This is a genomic window from Shewanella sp. DNRA4, assembly GCF_012843185.1.
Classification (GTDB): Bacteria; Pseudomonadota; Gammaproteobacteria; order Enterobacterales; family Shewanellaceae; genus Shewanella; species Shewanella xiamenensis.
Map to the genome: position 1 here is coordinate 125,799 of NZ_JABAIP010000003.1, position 15,528 is coordinate 141,326.

Genomic DNA, 15,528 nt, shown 5'->3' on the forward strand with positions numbered 1-15,528 from the left:
CTTTGATGTTTATGCTTTCCTTAAGGTTTGAAGATGCTTATTGAAATTCCTCATGTTTTTTCTAAACAAGAAGTCAATCAGTTACGTGAACAACTCGATGCTCGCACTTGGATTGATGGCAATCAAACCTCAGGCGTGATGGCGAGTACTCGTAAGCGCAATCAGCAGTTGGATAAAGACGATCCTGTTGCGATTGGCATCGGTGAATTGATTATGGAGCGCTTGTTAGCTCATCCTTTATTTGTCTCGGCAGCACTTCCATTACAGTTTTATCCGCCCTTGTTTAATCGTTATCAAGGTGGAGAAACCTTTGGCTATCATATCGATAATGCAATTCGCTCGACGAGTGACGGTATGGTGCGTACCGATCTGTCTGCCACCTTATTTTTAAGCGAACCAGACACTTATCAAGGTGGTGAGCTGGTCATCCAAGATACCTATGGCCAGCAAAGCATTAAGCTGGCGGCGGGATCTTTGGTATTATACCCGTCAACGAGTTTACATCAGGTTACGCCTGTCACATCAGGTGAGCGAACCGCCGCCTTTATGTGGCTACAGAGCATGGTGCGCGATGAGGGGCAGCGCCGCTTGTTATTTCAACTCGATCAATCGATTCAATCTTTGACGTTGCAGGCCGCGCCTGAACAAGAGCTGTTTAATCTAACGGGTGTTTATCATAACTTGCTCAGGCGTTGGAGCGAGTTGTAGCTTTGGTTCAGAGTCGGCTCCTGTTCCTGCATTATCTCCACAAAGCAGGCGGTTTAGGGTATAATCCCGCTTGCTCTGAGGGGCAATAAAACAGTAAACGTTAACTCGTTTACTGTTTTTCCATTTTTAAGCTTAAGGCTTATTGGCAATCTGCGACTCAAATTAGGACTCTTGGCTCCTCTGAGTGGCAACTTATTCGCAAATTTTAATTACTTGAGTCGATAGTCACGTGTTGAAAAATAATCTTAATGATGGTCTACAGCTCGACCGCACCTTTTCCATTGCACCGATGCTCGATTGGACGGATCGTCATTACCGTTATTTTGCGCGTTTAATGTCGGCCAATGCCTTACTGTATACCGAGATGGTGACCACCGGCGCGATTTTGCATGGCCGTGGCGATTATCTTGCCTATAACCAAGAGGAACATCCTCTTGCATTGCAGTTGGGTGGCTCGAATCCTGCTGAACTTGCTCGCTGCGCCAAACTTGCCGCCGAGCGCGGTTATGATGAAGTGAACCTCAATGTGGGCTGTCCTTCGGATCGGGTGCAAAATGGTCGCTTTGGTGCCTGTTTGATGGCTGAACCTGAGCTGGTGGCTGAATGTGTCGATGCCATGAAGCAAGTGGTTGATATTCCTGTGACGGTAAAAACGCGCATCGGGATCGATGAGCAGGATAGCTATGAGTTTTTGACTCACTTTATTGATACTGTCATGGCTAAGGGCTGTAGTGAGTTTATTATCCATGCGCGTAAGGCTTGGCTGCAAGGCTTAAGCCCGAAAGAGAATCGTGAGATCCCGCCCTTAGACTACGAACGTGTGTATCAGCTCAAACGTGATTATCCGACGCTTAATATCAGCATTAACGGTGGCATCACTAGCCTTGAACAGGCCCAAACCCACTTGCAGCACTTAGATGGGGTGATGGTTGGACGTGAGGCTTACCAAAATCCTTATATGTTGTCGCAGGTTGACCAACTGCTCTGCGGCAGCCAGAAGACGGTGATTAGCCGTGAGGCTGTGATTGAAGCGATGGTGCCCTATATCGAGGCTCACTTGCAGGCGGGCGGACGCCTAAATCATATCACTCGCCATATGATTGGCTTATTCCAAGGTTTGCCTGGTGCCCGTGCGTGGCGTCGTTATTTAAGCGAAAACGCCCATAAAAACGGTGCGGGCATAGAGGTGGTAAAGCAGGCTTATTTGAGTATTCAAACAGAAATAATTGCTCAATAATCATTCGATTTAAAAAGTGGTGAGATTCACTAAACGTTGTAGTATTTTTCACCACTTTACCTTTCCTAAATATCTCGCTTATCTCGTTCCAGCTTAAAATAAATTTTTAAATCTAATTAAATTAGTATGTTATTGTTTATTTGATAAGTTGGCACGTCCTTTGTAATAGTCCCTATGTCAAGTTAATCAATCGAAAGGGACGACATCATGTTTACTTCAAATGTTAAAAAATCAGTTCAAGTGAGTGTGTTATTCGGTGCATTAATGGCGAGTGTTACAGCACATGCTGAAGCGGCTCCTGTATCTGATGTTATGAGCGCCATTGAGCAAACTCTTAGCACCCAAGCGCAGGAGTTGTTAGTGAATACAAAGCGTGAATTGGTGTTATCGCTGCAAACGCAACTGGCTGAAAGTATCTATGACTTTAATAGTCAACTAACACTGAGCGCGGATACCCAAACTGATTCGGCAACCACAGGTGAATTGAGCGCGAATAAGTAAGGATCTACCTATGTGGTTTGTAGCACCTCTAATGACTTTGCTACTGCTACCAGTGATTAGCCTCGCGTTGTTTTCAGGCATTATCTGCTGGTTTCAGTGGCATAGTGTCAGCGATAAGTAACTCATAAAATTTTGGAGTTCAAAATGAAACGAGCGCAAATACGAATGAACAATTCACAACGTTTGGTCTGTGGTGTTGCATCAGGTATGGCGTGGCAATTTGGTTGGTCCTGTTTTTGGACGCGAGTGGTATGGGCGGGGGCAATTCTGTTTATGCCAGGCGTGAGTCTACTGGTGTATTTTGTGTTGGCTTTGCTTGTAGAACAATGGAAAAGACCGATTTAAGCCAAGTTTTTGTACTCTAGATTGTGGGACATTAATGGGACAGCCTATACACGTTTATGGCCACAATCGTTAGCGAGATGCTATCAACAAGAGGGCACATTGACCCTCATGCCAATAATGAGCACTTGCTAAGTGAGTATCACTTTTTAAGAAAAGCCTGGAATCTGGCTTTTGCTTCATCACTTTTAAGTCTTGCACTAAATTGTTCTAATTCTTGATGCATTTGGTGTTGCACACGGTTTTTATGTGGTCGCATCAACTGACGGGTAATTTGCAGCGCCTGCGGTGGTTGATTGGCTAGTTTTTTCGCTTGGTTAAAGGCATAAACCAATAACTCTTCTTGGGCGATCACATCGTTAATGATGTTCAGTCTGTGGGCGGTATCAGCATCAAAACTTTCTCCGAGCAGCAATAATTCAGCTGCTTTTTGATAACCCACTAATTCGGGTAGGAGTAAACTCGCGCCCGCTTCAGGGACCAAGGCTAAATTAACAAAGGGCAGTTGAAACTTAGCTGTATTGTCTGCGTAAACTAAATCGCAATGCAGTAGCACAGTGGTACCAATACCAACAGCCGCACCAGAAACGGCAGCGACCAGTGGTTTTTTGAGCTCTAATAAACAAAATAAGAAGCGTACCGCAGGATGGTTTGGCCCTAAGTCACTATTTTTCAAAAAGTCTGCAACATCATTGCCCGAGGTGAAACAATTATCTTCACCATGGAGCATAAAGGCACGAATGTCGTTGTCTGCTTCACCTTCGATCAGGTATTCTGTCAGTTGTTTATACATATTAAGATCAAGTGCATTGCGTTTATCTGGGCGATTAAAGCTGATAACACGAACGCCCTGATCATCCCGAACCTGTATATGACTCATGGGTTGTTTTCCTTTACGACGACATTGGGTAGACATGGAGTTTAAGACATTGAAACCGATATTCAAACAGATGTTTAATTGTGTTGCCTTATCCTGTGCCTCATTTTCTGTTTTCGCCAACGTAGTGATGACTGAAGGTCATGTACGTGCAATGCCTGATACCGTTCCAAATACTGCCGCTTACTTTACGCTCGAAAATCACAACGATAAAGCCGTACGCTTGATTGGCGTGACAACCGACGTAGCGAACGAAGCGCAATTGCATACCATTATTGAAGAGCAAGGTATGGTAAAAATGCGCCATGTTGAAGGCTTTGATATTCCATCCCATGGAAAATTAACCCTGATGCCATCGGGGGAGCATGTCATGCTAATTGGGCTTAAGGCTCCATTAGTGTTAGATCAGCAAGTTAAGCTGCAATTAGAGTTTAACGATGGCGAAAAAATGACGATTACATTGCCTGTCGCTAAGCAGGCCGAGAATGCTGCTGAACCCGAGCATCATCACCATCATTAAGGAGTCGCTTGATGCAAATCACATGGAAGAAGGTCACTGGAGTTAGTTTATGCGTTGTTTTAATTGGTTATGTTGTGAGTGTCTGGTGGAGTATCGAGCCTGATCCGCTGACGCCACAACAGCTTACTGCCACAGAAAAGAATGTTGTTGGTTATGCGACCACAACCTCTTTGATTATGACCGTTGAAACGCTGCTGGATAAGCAAGGTGGTTGGCTATCGAATGATGTTATGCCACCCTCAATCTTTATGGATAACATGCCCGCCTTTGAGTATGGCGCTTTAGAGCAAGCGCGTGATTTGGCGCTGATTATGCGTAAAGAGTTTAGCCGTTCACAGTCGCAATCTACCGCTGATAAAGATTTGAGTGAAGCGCAGGCTAAGTTAAACATCGACCATACCAGTTGGTTAGTGCCGAGTGCTGAAAGCGAATACCGCGATGGTATTAAGCTACTTAAGTTGTACCGGGCGCGAATGATGGATCCGAATAATCAAGATGCACAGTTTTATGCCCGCGCAGATAACCTTAATGAGTGGCTCAAAGAAGTGCAAAAACGTTTAGGCAGTATGTCGCAACGGTTATCTGCAAGTGTAGGTCAAGAACGTCTTAACACCGATTTAGCGGGGGATAATGCTGCGCGTCAATCAACCCCTAATTTAGCCAGCCATCAGGTGAAAACCAGCTGGTGGAAAATTGATGATGTGTTTTATGAGAGCCGCGGCGCCTCATGGGCACTGCTGAATTTTATGCGTGCAGTTGAAGTCGATTTTGCTGACGTGCTGAAAAAGAAAAATGCTGAAGTGAGCCTAAAACAGATCATTCGTGAACTAGAGGCAACTCAGCAAACGGTTTGGAGCCCTGTTGTGCTTAATGGCAGTGGTTTCGGTCTAGTCGCTAATCATTCATTGGTTATGGCTAACTATGTATCCCGTGCAAATGCCGCGGTGATTGATTTAACGAACTTGCTATCTCAAGGTTAATTATGAAAAAAATACTTCTGGCCAGTGCAGTATTAGGCTGCATAATGGCTACATCAGCTCACGCGGCCACTGTGGTTGGTTTTAAAATAGGTGGCGATTATTGGCGCGCCGATACTAGCGGTACTTTTTCCGATAAAGGTCAGCCACAACAAGGTTTTGACTACAGCTCATCAGCGCAGGGTAGCTATTGGTTTGCCGTTGAACACCCACTGCCTTTTGTGCCAAATCTGAAAATTCGTGAAAACAGTCTTGATCAAAAAGGTAGCTTGGCGAACGCTGATTTCAGCTTTAATGGTCATGATTTTAAAGGTAATGTGACCAGTTATACCGATCTGAGCAACACCGATTTTGTGTTGTATTACGAACTGCTGGATAACGATATTTTATCTTTTGATTTGGGCGCAGCTTATAAGTTGATGAATGGCTCTCTGCGTGTCCAAGATGCAGGTCATCCAGAAGAGAAAGACGTAGATAGCGGAATTGTTATGGGGTACGCCAGTACCCATGTGAGCATGCCGGGTTTAGGCTTATTTGGCTTTGCAGATTTAATGCTTGGGGTGAATGAGTCGAATGTACACGATTATGCGGTCGGTTTAGGCTGGCAGTTTGATGGTGTTGCGGTGGATACCCGTGTGCGCGTTGGCTACCGTGAGTTTGCCTTTGATGTGAATAATTTCTCTGGCATTAGTGCTGACTCAAAGTTTGATGGCTATTTCGCTGGCGTCGAAATTGACTTCTAAGTCGTAATTCTGACAATAAAAAACCGCCAATTTTGGCGGTTTTTTTATTGGACAATATTGCTTAACTTATTCAGCTTTTAGGCCGTTGTTAATAGCAATAACATCATCTTCGTTTAATGTACCCGCTGCTTGTTTCAGTGCAACAATCGAGTTGATGTAGCTGTAACGCGCATCTGATAATTTACGTTTTGAGTCGTACAGATCGCGTGTACGGTTCAATACGTCAACAATAGTACGAGTACCAACTTCGAAGCCTGCTTGCGTAGCCTTTAATGCACTTTCAGATGAAATTACAGACTGTTCGTAAGCACGGATAGAGCTGATTGACGCCCCCACGTTGTTGTAGTTATTACGAACGTTTTTCACTACGCTACGGTAGGTTTGTTCCAACTTCTCGCTTGCCTCAACATATTGGAACTGCGCTTCTTTGACTTGTGATGAGACTTTAAAGCCTTCAAAAATCGGAATACTTAAGTTAATGCCTGCGCTCATGTTGTCAAAATCAGGTTCATTCGAATTACCTAATTTTTGCTCTAAACCTTTGCTATAACCAGCATTTAAGCTTAGTGATGGCATATGGCCTGCTTTATAGAGGCTAATGGTCTCTTGAGCGATATCTTTGCCAATACGTTGAGTCATTAGATCGACGCTATTGGTCTCGGCAATTTTTAACCAATCACTAGATGAACTCGGTGCTGGTGTGACTGCTGAGAAGCGGTTAGTGTCGAGTACGTTTAAGGCTTTGTGATCGATACCCGTGATTTCGCGCAGTGCTTCATAACTATTGGCAAGGGTATTTTCTGCCAAAATTTCAGAGGCTGAGGCTAAGTCATATTGTGCTTGAGCTTCATGAACGTCAGTAATCGCAGTTAAACCAACGGCAAAACGTTGTTTAGTTTGCTCAAGTTGACGCTCAATCGCGCGTTTTTCTGCACCTTGGAACTCGTAGTTATCTTTGGCCGTTAATACATCAAAGTAGGCTTTAGTCACGCGAGTGATCAAATTTTGCAGTGCCGATGCATAGGTTGAGTCAGCTTGAGAAGCGGCTTTCTCCGCAAGGCTTAAACCTACCCAAGCACTATGGTCATAAATGACTTGATTGAGCTTTAGGTTGCCAGTCAGGCCGCTGCTATCATCTCGAGGATCATTCCATGCCTTGTCATAACCCACGTTTGCACTGATAGTCGGTAACAGTGGCGCACGATTTTGTTCAATCTTTTCAAACAAAGCGTTACGTTGCGCTTGCGCTTGTAACACGAGTGGGTCACTTGTCAGTGCCTGTTGATAAATTTGCAGTAAATCATCTGCTTGAACCGCAGGAGCGGAAGCGGCTAGAGTTAATGCTACGCATAGAGAACGGATCTTAAATTTCATTTGCTGTCCTTATTAGACAAAATCTCCAAAAGGAGAAATATATAACTTCGTTTAGACTAAGTAATGCCTTTACCAAGGCGGTTTGCGCTTCCCGACGCTTCCCGATACAGCTAAAACTTAATGACGTAGAGTCTAAAAACTCCCACACGTTCAAGTCAACTGCGAAGTGTAACAGATTTTATTTAAAAATGAGCCAAATTGCCTTGATAATAGGCGAAAATTTAACTGTTAAGGATAAGATATGAAGCCTCAGGTTTTTTCGCAAACAGATATTGAAATCCTCGAAAAAAAATCGCTATATCAAGGCTTTTTTGCCTTAGAGCAATTTACCTTCAAACATAAGCTATTTGCTGGAGGCTGGAGTCAGCCGGTCACCCGTGAGGTCTTTGAACGTGGCCATGCAGTCGTTGTGCTGCCCTATGATCCTAAGTGCGATAAGGTTGTGTTGATTGAGCAAGTTAGGTTTCCTGCATTAGCAACCACTAAATCTCCTTGGCTTATGGAGTTAGTCGCGGGTATGATTGCGCCCGACGAAACGCCAGAGGATGTCGCGCACCGCGAATTGTTAGAAGAAACTGGCTTGACCGCTCGCCACATCCATTTTGTGAGCAGTTATCTTGCAAGCCCTGGTGGCAGTACTGAACGTTTCTATTTTTATTGGGCTGAGGTGGATTCATCACAAGCCCAAGGTTTGCATGGATTAGCTGACGAACACGAAGATATTCGATTGCATGTTGTAGACCGTGAGGTTGCCTATCACGGTGTCGTTAATGGCGAAATAGACAATGCATCGACCGTTATTGGATTGCAGTGGTTGCAATTAAACTATCAGCAACTGGTTTAGGTTGGAAAAGGTTTGGCGCATTCAACATCACATCAAAAACCGCGTTATCAACCCAACGTGAGCGACTTTTTAGCGCTATGCGGGCGTAACTATAGCTATATGCAAAAGTGGTTGCCACTGGATATTGCTGTAGGTCAATCTTGGCAACTTGAAGGTGAATTTGGTGTATTAGTTATCCGTATTTTAGAAAATACCAAATATACTCAATTAGTTGAAATCTCACGCCCACTACAAATAGTGGAGTTTATTAATATTCCCAAGGTGTTAGTGAGAATTTATCATGATGCTAAATTAGCAGAAGTGTTAACTGGTCAACAGATTTACCAACTGCGCCCAGTGTATGATTATCCCAATTTACGTATGTATCATAGTGATGAGAAGTACCAGGTAAATGCATTCCTGGGAGAATTATTGAAGATTGGTGGCCAACAACGTTTGGTTTGCCAGTCTTAGAATTGGGTATTCAATGTGCTGAAAGAGGCTATCTCTTACTCTGTAGCTGATGAAAATGTGCGCATAGTGCAAGTCACCGACCCGCACCTCTTTGCCGATCCTGAAGCTCAGCTACTTGGTGTTAATACCAGCAAAAGTTTGGCCGCGGTACTCAATACGATCCGTGCCGTCAATTACCCTGCGCATCTTATGCTTGCCACAGGTGATTTAAGTCAAGATTATTCCCCTGAGTCTTATCGCCAATTTGTGTCAGCGGTCGCCCCGCTCAATTTACCTTGCCATTATCTTCCGGGTAATCATGATGATCCGCGGATCATGTTTTTGCATATGCAGGGCGAGCGGATTTTTGGCCAGCAACGTATCTTAGTTGGTAAATGGCAAATTTTGATGCTGGATTCCACCGTGAGAGGAAAACCTGGTGGTCATATGGCCGCGAGTCAATTCGAACTCATTGAACAGGCTATAGCCGCACATCCAGACCGCCATACCTTACTGGTGATGCATCATAATCCTATTTTGGTTAATTGTGCTTGGTTAGACCAACACTGCATGGATAATGGGACGGAATTTTTAAAGCGTGTCGCTCAATACCCGCAAGTCAAAGCTTTGCTTTGGGGCCATGTGCATCAACAATTGGATAGCCTTTACGATGGTCCCCATGGTGCGTTGCAATTAATGGCGACACCTTCTACTTGTATCCAGTTTAAACCGCAATCGCCTTATTTTGCCCTCGATGGACTGCAACCCGGTTATCGTTTGCTGGAGCTCAAGGCCGATGGTAGCATCAGCACTAATGTGTATCGCGTACCGGGAAATCTGTTTTCCCCCGATAAAGATTCCAGCGGTTATTAACGCGAGTGACCGCAGCTTGAGGAACTATGCTGCTCTATATTCACGGATTCAACAGTTCTCCTTTCTCTGATAAAGCGGTGATGACGGCACAATATATGGCCGAGCATCACCCGTCCCTCACTTTTCATCAGCCACAGTTACCCAATACACCCAAAGCTGCGATGGCCTTACTACAGCGCTATGTAGAGGAGGCTTTGCAAGCGGGTGAGCCGCTTAACTATATTGGCTCGTCCTTAGGGGGTTATTTTGCCAGTTACTTGGCTGAGCATTATGGTGGCCGAGCCGTGTTGGTGAATCCGGCAGTAAAACCCTTTGAACTGTTTGATGAATTTATGGGGCCGCAATTTAACCCTTATACCGAAGAGCATTATCAGGTATTGCCAGAGCATAAGCAGGAAGTGGCTGAATTTAATACGGCTGTTATCCGCAATCCCGATCGTTTTTTGGTACTATTGCAAACGGGCGATGAAGTGCTGGATTATCGCGAAGCACTGCATAAATATCATCATTGCCAATTACGGATTGAATCCGGTGGTGATCACAGTTTTGTGGGTTATGAGCGATATCTGCAAACTGTAAGCCAATTTTTACACTTACCTTGACAAATCGTCATCCACAGCCGCAACATGGCCGGATATAACAACCTATAGCGTACACTATGACTAATCAATACACCTCTGACGCCATTGAAGTTCTTAACGGACTCGACCCAGTTAAACGCCGTCCAGGTATGTATACCGATACCAGCCGACCTAACCATTTAGGCCAAGAGGTCATAGATAACAGTGTCGATGAAGCCTTAGCTGGCCATGCCACTAAAATTGAAGTAGTGCTCCACACAGATAACTCGCTGGAAGTCACAGACGATGGTCGTGGTATGCCAGTAGATATCCATCCCGAAGAAGGTATTCCAGGGGTCGAGCTGATCCTGACTAAACTGCATGCCGGCGGTAAATTTTCAAATAAAAATTATCAATTCTCTGGTGGTTTGCATGGTGTAGGGATTTCAGTCGTTAACGCCCTGTCTCGCAGAGTTGAAGTCACTGTGCGCCGAGATGGCCAAGTGTATGATATGGCTTTTGAAAATGGCTTTAAAGTCGAAGATCTACGAGTCAGTGGTACCTGCGGTCGGCGCAATACCGGTACTCGAGTACATTTTTGGCCTGATGCGAGTTATTTTGATTCGGCGAATTTCTCCAATTCCAAACTTATTTATTTACTGCGTGCCAAGGCGGTATTGTGCCCTGGCCTTAGAATTAAATTCACTAATAAGCACACTAACGAAGTGCATGAGTGGTACTACGAGAGTGGCTTAACCGATTATCTTAAGACGGCGGTAGGCGATAATATCATGCTGCCGGAAGAGCCTTTTATCGGTAGTTTTAAGGGGCAAATTGAGGCGGCAGATTGGGCTATTACCTGGTTGCCAGAGGGCGGAGAGTCGATTAACGAAAGTTATGTCAACTTGATCCCAACTCCCTTAGGTGGCACCCATGTGAATGGCTTTCGCCAAGGTTTGCTAGAGTCGATGCGTGAGTTTTGTGAGTTTCGTAATCTCATCCCCCGTGGGATTAAGCTCTCTCCTGAGGATATTTGGGATCGCGCAGCCTTCATTCTGTCAGTGAAAATGCAAGACCCGCAGTTTGCGGGACAGACAAAAGAGAAGCTTTCGAGCCGTCAAAGCTCAGCCTTTGTTTCAGGTATCGTGCGTGATGCATTTTCGCTTTGGTTAAATTCGAATACCGAATTAGCCGAGTCATTGGCTGAAATGTGTATTAATAACGCGCAAAAACGCTTAAAAGCAGCCAAAAAAGTCGCCCGTAAAAAAGTCACATCAGGTCCCGCATTACCGGGTAAATTGACCGATTGTAGTGGCCAAGATCCAATGCGCGGCGAACTCTTCCTTGTGGAAGGGGATTCTGCGGGAGGCAGTGCTAAACAGGCTAGAGACCGTGAGTTTCAAGCTATTATGCCGCTACGTGGTAAAATCTTAAATACGTGGGAAGTGGATGCATCTCAGGTATTAGCGTCGCAGGAAGTACATGATATTTCGGTGGCAATTGGTTGTGATCCCGATAGCAATGATATTTCTGAGTTAAGGTATGGCAAAATCTGCATTCTCGCCGACGCCGATTCCGATGGATTGCATATTGCGACTTTACTCTGTGCACTGTTTCTGAAACATTACCGAGTGTTGGTTGAGCAGGGGCATGTTTATATCGCCATGCCGCCACTGTTCCGTATCGATATAGGTAAAGATGTTTATTACGCTTTAGATGAGGCTGAAAAAGAAGGTATTCTCGATCGTATCAGCGCTGAGAATAAAAAAGGTAAAGTTCAAGTAACACGCTTTAAAGGTCTGGGTGAAATGAATCCACTGCAATTGCGTGAAACGACAATGGACCCTAATACTCGCCGTTTAGTGCAGTTAACTATTGATGATGCGGAAGAAACTGATTCTCTTATGGATATGCTGTTAGCTAAGAAGCGTTCACCCGATCGTAAAAACTGGCTCGAAGATAAGGGTGACATGGCGGTACTTTAATGTTGTGCACTATTGCCGATAACAATAACACTTAGGCATAAAGAAAATTACCATGTTGTATATTAAAACGAATAATTATAAATGTTTAAAGGTGTTCTCTGCCTATTGGACCCTACTGGTGAGTCTGGCTTTGTTACCGATCCAGACGGCGATTGCAGGGTCTCAGTCGATCATGATTACCGTCTCAAAGGGATTTGGTTTATCGCTCTATGCTTCCGATCTTGGGGATGCCAAACAGCTTGCGATGGGGGCAAATGGCACCTTATTTGTCGGCTCCAATAAGAGTGGCACAGTGCATGCGCTTGTTGATAGTAATCAAGATGGTCGTGTAGACAAGCGTTATGTCATCGCCAAGGGGTTAGAGTCTCCCGATGCGATCGCGTTCCATAATGGTGATCTGTTTGTGGCAACTGAAAACCGAATTGTCCGCTTTATTGATATCGAGCAGCGCTTACGCCGTCCAAGTCGTCCTAAAGAGATTTATAGTGATTTACCAGAGTCAGATAAGAAAAGTGCACGAGCGATGAATTTTGGTCCTGATGGCAGGCTCTATGTCTCTATCGGTGCACCTTGTAACGTGTGTGAAGCTAGCGCGCCCTATAGCAGTATTATTGCGATTAATGTGGATACCGGCGCCAGTGAGCAAATTGCGTCAGGTATTCGCGATGTGACAGGTTTTGACTGGTCTCCTCAAGACGGCAAATTGTGGTTTGCCGATCAAGGACGCGATTGGATGGGCGATAACTTACCCCCCGATGAGATTAACCGCATCGATGTGGCGGGCAGCCATTATGGCTTTCCGTATTTACACGCATCATCCGTGGTCGAACCTGCCTATGAAAAGCCAAAAAATTTAAAAATTTCTGTACCGATATACGAACTTCCAGCACACGTTGCGCCAACGGGACTGGCATTTTACCGTGGTAAGCAATTCCCAGAAATCTATCATAACCAATTGTTTGTTGCTGAAAATGGTTCTTGGAACCGTTCAAGCAAAGTCGGTTATCAAATCGTCATGTTGAAGCTTGAGAACCAACAGGTGGTCAGTCGCGAAACCGTAGTGAGTTTTCTCGACGGTGAGTTTCCTGTCGCCCGCCCCTATGGATTATTGTCCGGTGAAGATGGGGCCATGTACATCTCGGATGATTTGAAAGGTAACCTGTATCGACTGTTCTATAGGGATGGCGATAATACTGAAGAACCACAGGAACTAGAAGAAAATGAGTGACGCAATCAAGTTAAGCTTGGATGGCGTAGAGCAGATGCCATTGCGGCGCTTTACCGAAGAAGCTTATCTGAATTATTCCATGTACGTCATTATGGACCGAGCCTTACCCCATATTGGTGATGGCCTTAAACCCGTACAACGACGGATTATTTATGCTATGAGTGAGCTTGGTTTATCGGCTCAATCAAAGCATAAAAAATCAGCTCGTACAGTGGGTGACGTATTAGGTAAGTACCATCCCCATGGCGATAGTGCCTGCTATGAGGCGATGGTGCTGATGGCGCAGCCATTTTCATATCGTTATCCACTCGTAGATGGTCAAGGAAACTGGGGGGCACCAGACGATCCTAAGTCATTTGCAGCAATGCGTTATACCGAGGCGCGCCTGTCAAAGTTTTCTGAGTTGTTATTATCTGAGCTGGGACAAGGTACGGTTGACTGGGGGGCGAACTTCGATGGCACGTTAAAAGAGCCCAAAGTGCTGCCTGCACGTTTACCCCATATTTTGCTGAACGGGATCACTGGTATTGCGGTGGGCATGGCGACAGATATACCGCCACATAATGCCAGAGAGTTAGTGAATGCCTGCGTTGCGCTTTTGGACGATCCCAAACTCGACCTTGCGCAGTTGATGGCCTATGTGCCAGGGCCTGATTATCCTACAGAAGCTGAGATCATCACCCCGTCTGCCGATATTGCCAAAATCTATGAAACTGGGCGGGGCTCCTTAAAAGCCCGTGCGGTTTATACTGTCGAAGCCGGTGAAATAGTGATCACCGCGCTACCACATCAGGCGGGTAGTGGTAAGATTTTAGAGCAGATTGCTGCTCAAATGCAGGCGAAAAAATTGCCTATGGTTGCTGACTTGCGTGATGAGTCTGACCATGAAAATCCCGTTCGCTTAGTGATTGTACCGCGCTCAAATCGCGTTGATTGCGATCAACTGATGGCGCACTTGTTTGCGACTACCGATCTTGAGAAAAGTTTTAGGGTAAACCTTAACGTACTGGGCCTTGATGGTCGTCCAAGAGTTAAGGGGCTAAAAGACTTACTCACCGAATGGCTTGAGTTTCGTGTCGATACCGTAAGACGTCGCCTCGAATATCGTTTAGATAAAGTGTTGGCGCGTTTACATATCCTTGAAGCGTTAATGATCGCTTTTCTCAATATTGATGAAGTCATTGAGATCATTCGTTTTCATGATGAGCCCAAAGCGGAGTTGATGGCGCGTTTTAACCTGACAGACAAGCAGGCTGAGGCCATCCTCGAGTTAAAATTACGCCATTTAGCTAAGTTAGAAGAATTTAAGATCAAAGCTGAGCAGGACGAACTGGAAGCTGAACGTGAAAAGTTAGAGCAATTATTAGGTTCTGAACGCCGCTTAAAAACCTTAATAAAGAAAGAATTAATCCAAGATGGTGAGACCTATGGCGATGATCGCCGCTCTCCTATTGTAGAACGCCATGAGTCCCGCGCCTTAACAGAGCAAGAGCTTACCCCGAGTGAACCTGTGACTGTGGTGTTATCAGAAAAAGGTTGGGTGCGTTGTGCTAAGGGCCATGATATTGATGCCGAGTCTTTATCCTATAAGGCGGGCGATCAATATCTCTGTAGTGCTATCGGGCGCAGTAATCAGGTGGCAGTGTTTATTGATTCATCCGGTCGCGCCTTTGCCACCGATAGTCATAGTCTGCCATCGGCTCGTACCCAAGGTGAGCCCATTACTACGCGCTTTAATATGGCATCTGGTGAGACCATGCAGCATGTTATTTTGGGGGAAGACGAGCAATGCTTCCTTTTAGCAACCGATGCGGGTTATGGGTTTATATGTACTTTCAATGACATGGTGTCTCGTAATAAGGCGGGTAAAGCGCTATTGAGCTTACCGACGAATGCCAAGTCTTTACCACCCAAACCGATTGATCGTAATCGAGAGATGTCTATCCTTGCCATCACCAATGAAGGTCGTATGCTACTGTTTTCATTGGAAGCATTGCCGCAATTATCCAAGGGTAAAGGTAATAAGATTATCGGTATTCCAAGCGAGCGCGCTAAAAACCGTGAAGAGTTAATGACACATTTACAACTTGTGCCAGCAGATACTCCAGTTACCTTGTGGGCGGGTAAGCGCAAACTCACACTTAAACCAAGTGATTTAGAGCATTATCGCGGTGAGCGCGGACGTCGTGGGGCAAAATTACCACGTGGATTACAGCGTGTTGATAGTGTGGAATTAGGCGAAGGTGCAGAGGTCTTGCCTAGCATTTAACTGTTAATTTGAGCTTGCCAGCACAAGTTATCAAAACCGTTAATCAAAGCCACTCAAG

Annotated in this window: 16 protein-coding genes; 14 read left to right on the top strand and 2 right to left on the bottom strand. The window is 45.1% G+C overall.

Annotated features, from left to right (window positions below):
* Positions 1–33 precede the first annotated feature (33 nt).
* From HG547_RS04225 to HG547_RS04240, 4 genes are all read left to right on the top strand, one after another.
* On the top strand, positions 34–708 hold the full coding sequence (locus HG547_RS04225; RefSeq protein ID WP_055647698.1) for a Fe2+-dependent dioxygenase: 675 nt from the start codon (positions 34–36) through the stop codon (positions 706–708).
* 229 nt (positions 709–937) lie between these two features.
* The gene (dusA, locus tag HG547_RS04230; protein ID WP_169547089.1) at positions 938–1,945 is read left to right on the top strand and encodes a tRNA dihydrouridine(20/20a) synthase DusA; all 1,008 of its coding nucleotides are present in this window, start codon (positions 938–940) and stop codon (positions 1,943–1,945) included.
* Positions 1,946–2,152: 207 nt separating this feature from the next.
* Positions 2,153–2,446, top strand: a complete 294-nt coding sequence (locus HG547_RS04235; RefSeq protein WP_037428026.1) for a hypothetical protein — start codon at positions 2,153–2,155, stop codon at positions 2,444–2,446.
* Between the two features lie 144 nt (positions 2,447–2,590).
* Positions 2,591–2,791 carry a PspC domain-containing protein gene (locus HG547_RS04240; RefSeq protein WP_037422129.1) on the top strand — a complete coding sequence of 67 codons (201 nt, stop codon included), beginning with the start codon at positions 2,591–2,593 and terminating at the stop codon, positions 2,789–2,791.
* A 139-nt stretch (positions 2,792–2,930) separates the two neighbouring features.
* Here the strand turns inward: HG547_RS04240 and HG547_RS04245 are convergent, their stop codons facing one another.
* Positions 2,931–3,668: an enoyl-CoA hydratase-related protein gene (locus tag HG547_RS04245; RefSeq protein WP_037422131.1), complete on the bottom strand. Its 738-nt coding sequence runs from the start codon at positions 3,666–3,668 to the stop codon at positions 2,931–2,933.
* Positions 3,669–3,702: 34 nt separating this feature from the next.
* On the opposite strand from HG547_RS04245, the gene HG547_RS04250 reads away from it, so the two are divergent.
* The 3 genes from HG547_RS04250 to HG547_RS04260 are packed head-to-tail and all read left to right on the top strand — an operon-like array spanning position 3,703 to position 5,905.
* Complete coding sequence (locus HG547_RS04250) at positions 3,703–4,185, top strand: copper chaperone PCu(A)C (RefSeq protein ID WP_037428023.1); 483 nt, start codon at positions 3,703–3,705, stop codon at positions 4,183–4,185.
* Between the two features lie 11 nt (positions 4,186–4,196).
* Positions 4,197–5,165, top strand: coding sequence for a DUF2333 family protein (locus HG547_RS04255; protein WP_037422138.1), 969 nt, complete (start codon positions 4,197–4,199; stop codon positions 5,163–5,165).
* A gap of 2 nt (positions 5,166–5,167) precedes the next feature.
* Positions 5,168–5,905: a TIGR04219 family outer membrane beta-barrel protein gene (locus tag HG547_RS04260; protein WP_037428021.1), complete on the top strand. Its 738-nt coding sequence runs from the start codon at positions 5,168–5,170 to the stop codon at positions 5,903–5,905.
* Between the two features lie 66 nt (positions 5,906–5,971).
* Here HG547_RS04260 and tolC read toward each other — a convergent pair whose 3' ends face one another.
* Entirely contained in the window at positions 5,972–7,279 is a 1,308-nt protein-coding gene (gene tolC, locus HG547_RS04265) for an outer membrane channel protein TolC (RefSeq protein WP_037422145.1), read from the bottom strand.
* A gap of 241 nt (positions 7,280–7,520) precedes the next feature.
* On the opposite strand from tolC, the gene nudF reads away from it, so the two are divergent.
* The 7 genes from nudF to parC are packed head-to-tail and all read left to right on the top strand — an operon-like array spanning position 7,521 to position 15,470.
* Complete coding sequence (gene nudF / locus HG547_RS04270; RefSeq protein ID WP_037422148.1) at positions 7,521–8,123, top strand: ADP-ribose diphosphatase; 603 nt, start codon at positions 7,521–7,523, stop codon at positions 8,121–8,123.
* A gap of 12 nt (positions 8,124–8,135) precedes the next feature.
* Positions 8,136–8,576: a DUF1249 domain-containing protein gene (locus HG547_RS04275; RefSeq protein ID WP_169547090.1), complete on the top strand. Its 441-nt coding sequence runs from the start codon at positions 8,136–8,138 to the stop codon at positions 8,574–8,576.
* A gap of 15 nt (positions 8,577–8,591) precedes the next feature.
* Positions 8,592–9,428 carry a 3',5'-cyclic-AMP phosphodiesterase gene (cpdA, locus tag HG547_RS04280; protein ID WP_169547091.1) on the top strand — a complete coding sequence of 279 codons (837 nt, stop codon included), beginning with the start codon at positions 8,592–8,594 and terminating at the stop codon, positions 9,426–9,428.
* 26 nt (positions 9,429–9,454) lie between these two features.
* Positions 9,455–10,030 (top strand): YqiA/YcfP family alpha/beta fold hydrolase, encoded by a 576-nt coding sequence (locus HG547_RS04285; RefSeq protein WP_055647703.1) that lies wholly within the window; start codon positions 9,455–9,457, stop codon positions 10,028–10,030.
* Between the two features lie 56 nt (positions 10,031–10,086).
* A complete protein-coding gene (parE, locus tag HG547_RS04290; RefSeq protein ID WP_037428014.1) occupies positions 10,087–11,973 on the top strand; it encodes a DNA topoisomerase IV subunit B in 1,887 nt (628 codons plus the stop codon).
* A 52-nt stretch (positions 11,974–12,025) separates the two neighbouring features.
* Positions 12,026–13,201 (top strand): PQQ-dependent sugar dehydrogenase, encoded by a 1,176-nt coding sequence (locus tag HG547_RS04295; protein WP_037422162.1) that lies wholly within the window; start codon positions 12,026–12,028, stop codon positions 13,199–13,201.
* A complete protein-coding gene (parC, locus tag HG547_RS04300; RefSeq protein ID WP_037428012.1) occupies positions 13,194–15,470 on the top strand; it encodes a DNA topoisomerase IV subunit A in 2,277 nt (758 codons plus the stop codon). Before HG547_RS04295 ends, parC begins: the two co-directional genes overlap by 8 nt.
* Positions 15,471–15,528: the final 58 nt, after the last annotated feature.

What these genes read in the sequence shown, in the direction of transcription:
- tolC (WP_037422145.1), bottom strand. Translation starts at nt 7,279, where the DNA reads ATGAAATTTAAGATCCGTTCTCTATGCGTAGCATTAACTCTAGCCGCT.
- HG547_RS04260 (WP_037428021.1), top strand. Translation starts at nt 5,168, where the DNA reads ATGAAAAAAATACTTCTGGCCAGTGCAGTATTAGGCTGCATAATGGCT.
- nudF (WP_037422148.1), top strand. Translation starts at nt 7,521, where the DNA reads ATGAAGCCTCAGGTTTTTTCGCAAACAGATATTGAAATCCTCGAAAAA.
- HG547_RS04295 (WP_037422162.1), top strand. Translation starts at nt 12,026, where the DNA reads ATGTTGTATATTAAAACGAATAATTATAAATGTTTAAAGGTGTTCTCT.
- HG547_RS04225 (WP_055647698.1), top strand. Translation starts at nt 34, where the DNA reads ATGCTTATTGAAATTCCTCATGTTTTTTCTAAACAAGAAGTCAATCAG.
- HG547_RS04235 (WP_037428026.1), top strand. Translation starts at nt 2,153, where the DNA reads ATGTTTACTTCAAATGTTAAAAAATCAGTTCAAGTGAGTGTGTTATTC.
- parC (WP_037428012.1), top strand. Translation starts at nt 13,194, where the DNA reads ATGAGTGACGCAATCAAGTTAAGCTTGGATGGCGTAGAGCAGATGCCA.
- HG547_RS04250 (WP_037428023.1), top strand. Translation starts at nt 3,703, where the DNA reads ATGGAGTTTAAGACATTGAAACCGATATTCAAACAGATGTTTAATTGT.
- HG547_RS04255 (WP_037422138.1), top strand. Translation starts at nt 4,197, where the DNA reads ATGCAAATCACATGGAAGAAGGTCACTGGAGTTAGTTTATGCGTTGTT.
- HG547_RS04285 (WP_055647703.1), top strand. Translation starts at nt 9,455, where the DNA reads ATGCTGCTCTATATTCACGGATTCAACAGTTCTCCTTTCTCTGATAAA.
- parE (WP_037428014.1), top strand. Translation starts at nt 10,087, where the DNA reads ATGACTAATCAATACACCTCTGACGCCATTGAAGTTCTTAACGGACTC.
- HG547_RS04240 (WP_037422129.1), top strand. Translation starts at nt 2,591, where the DNA reads ATGAAACGAGCGCAAATACGAATGAACAATTCACAACGTTTGGTCTGT.
- HG547_RS04245 (WP_037422131.1), bottom strand. Translation starts at nt 3,668, where the DNA reads ATGAGTCATATACAGGTTCGGGATGATCAGGGCGTTCGTGTTATCAGC.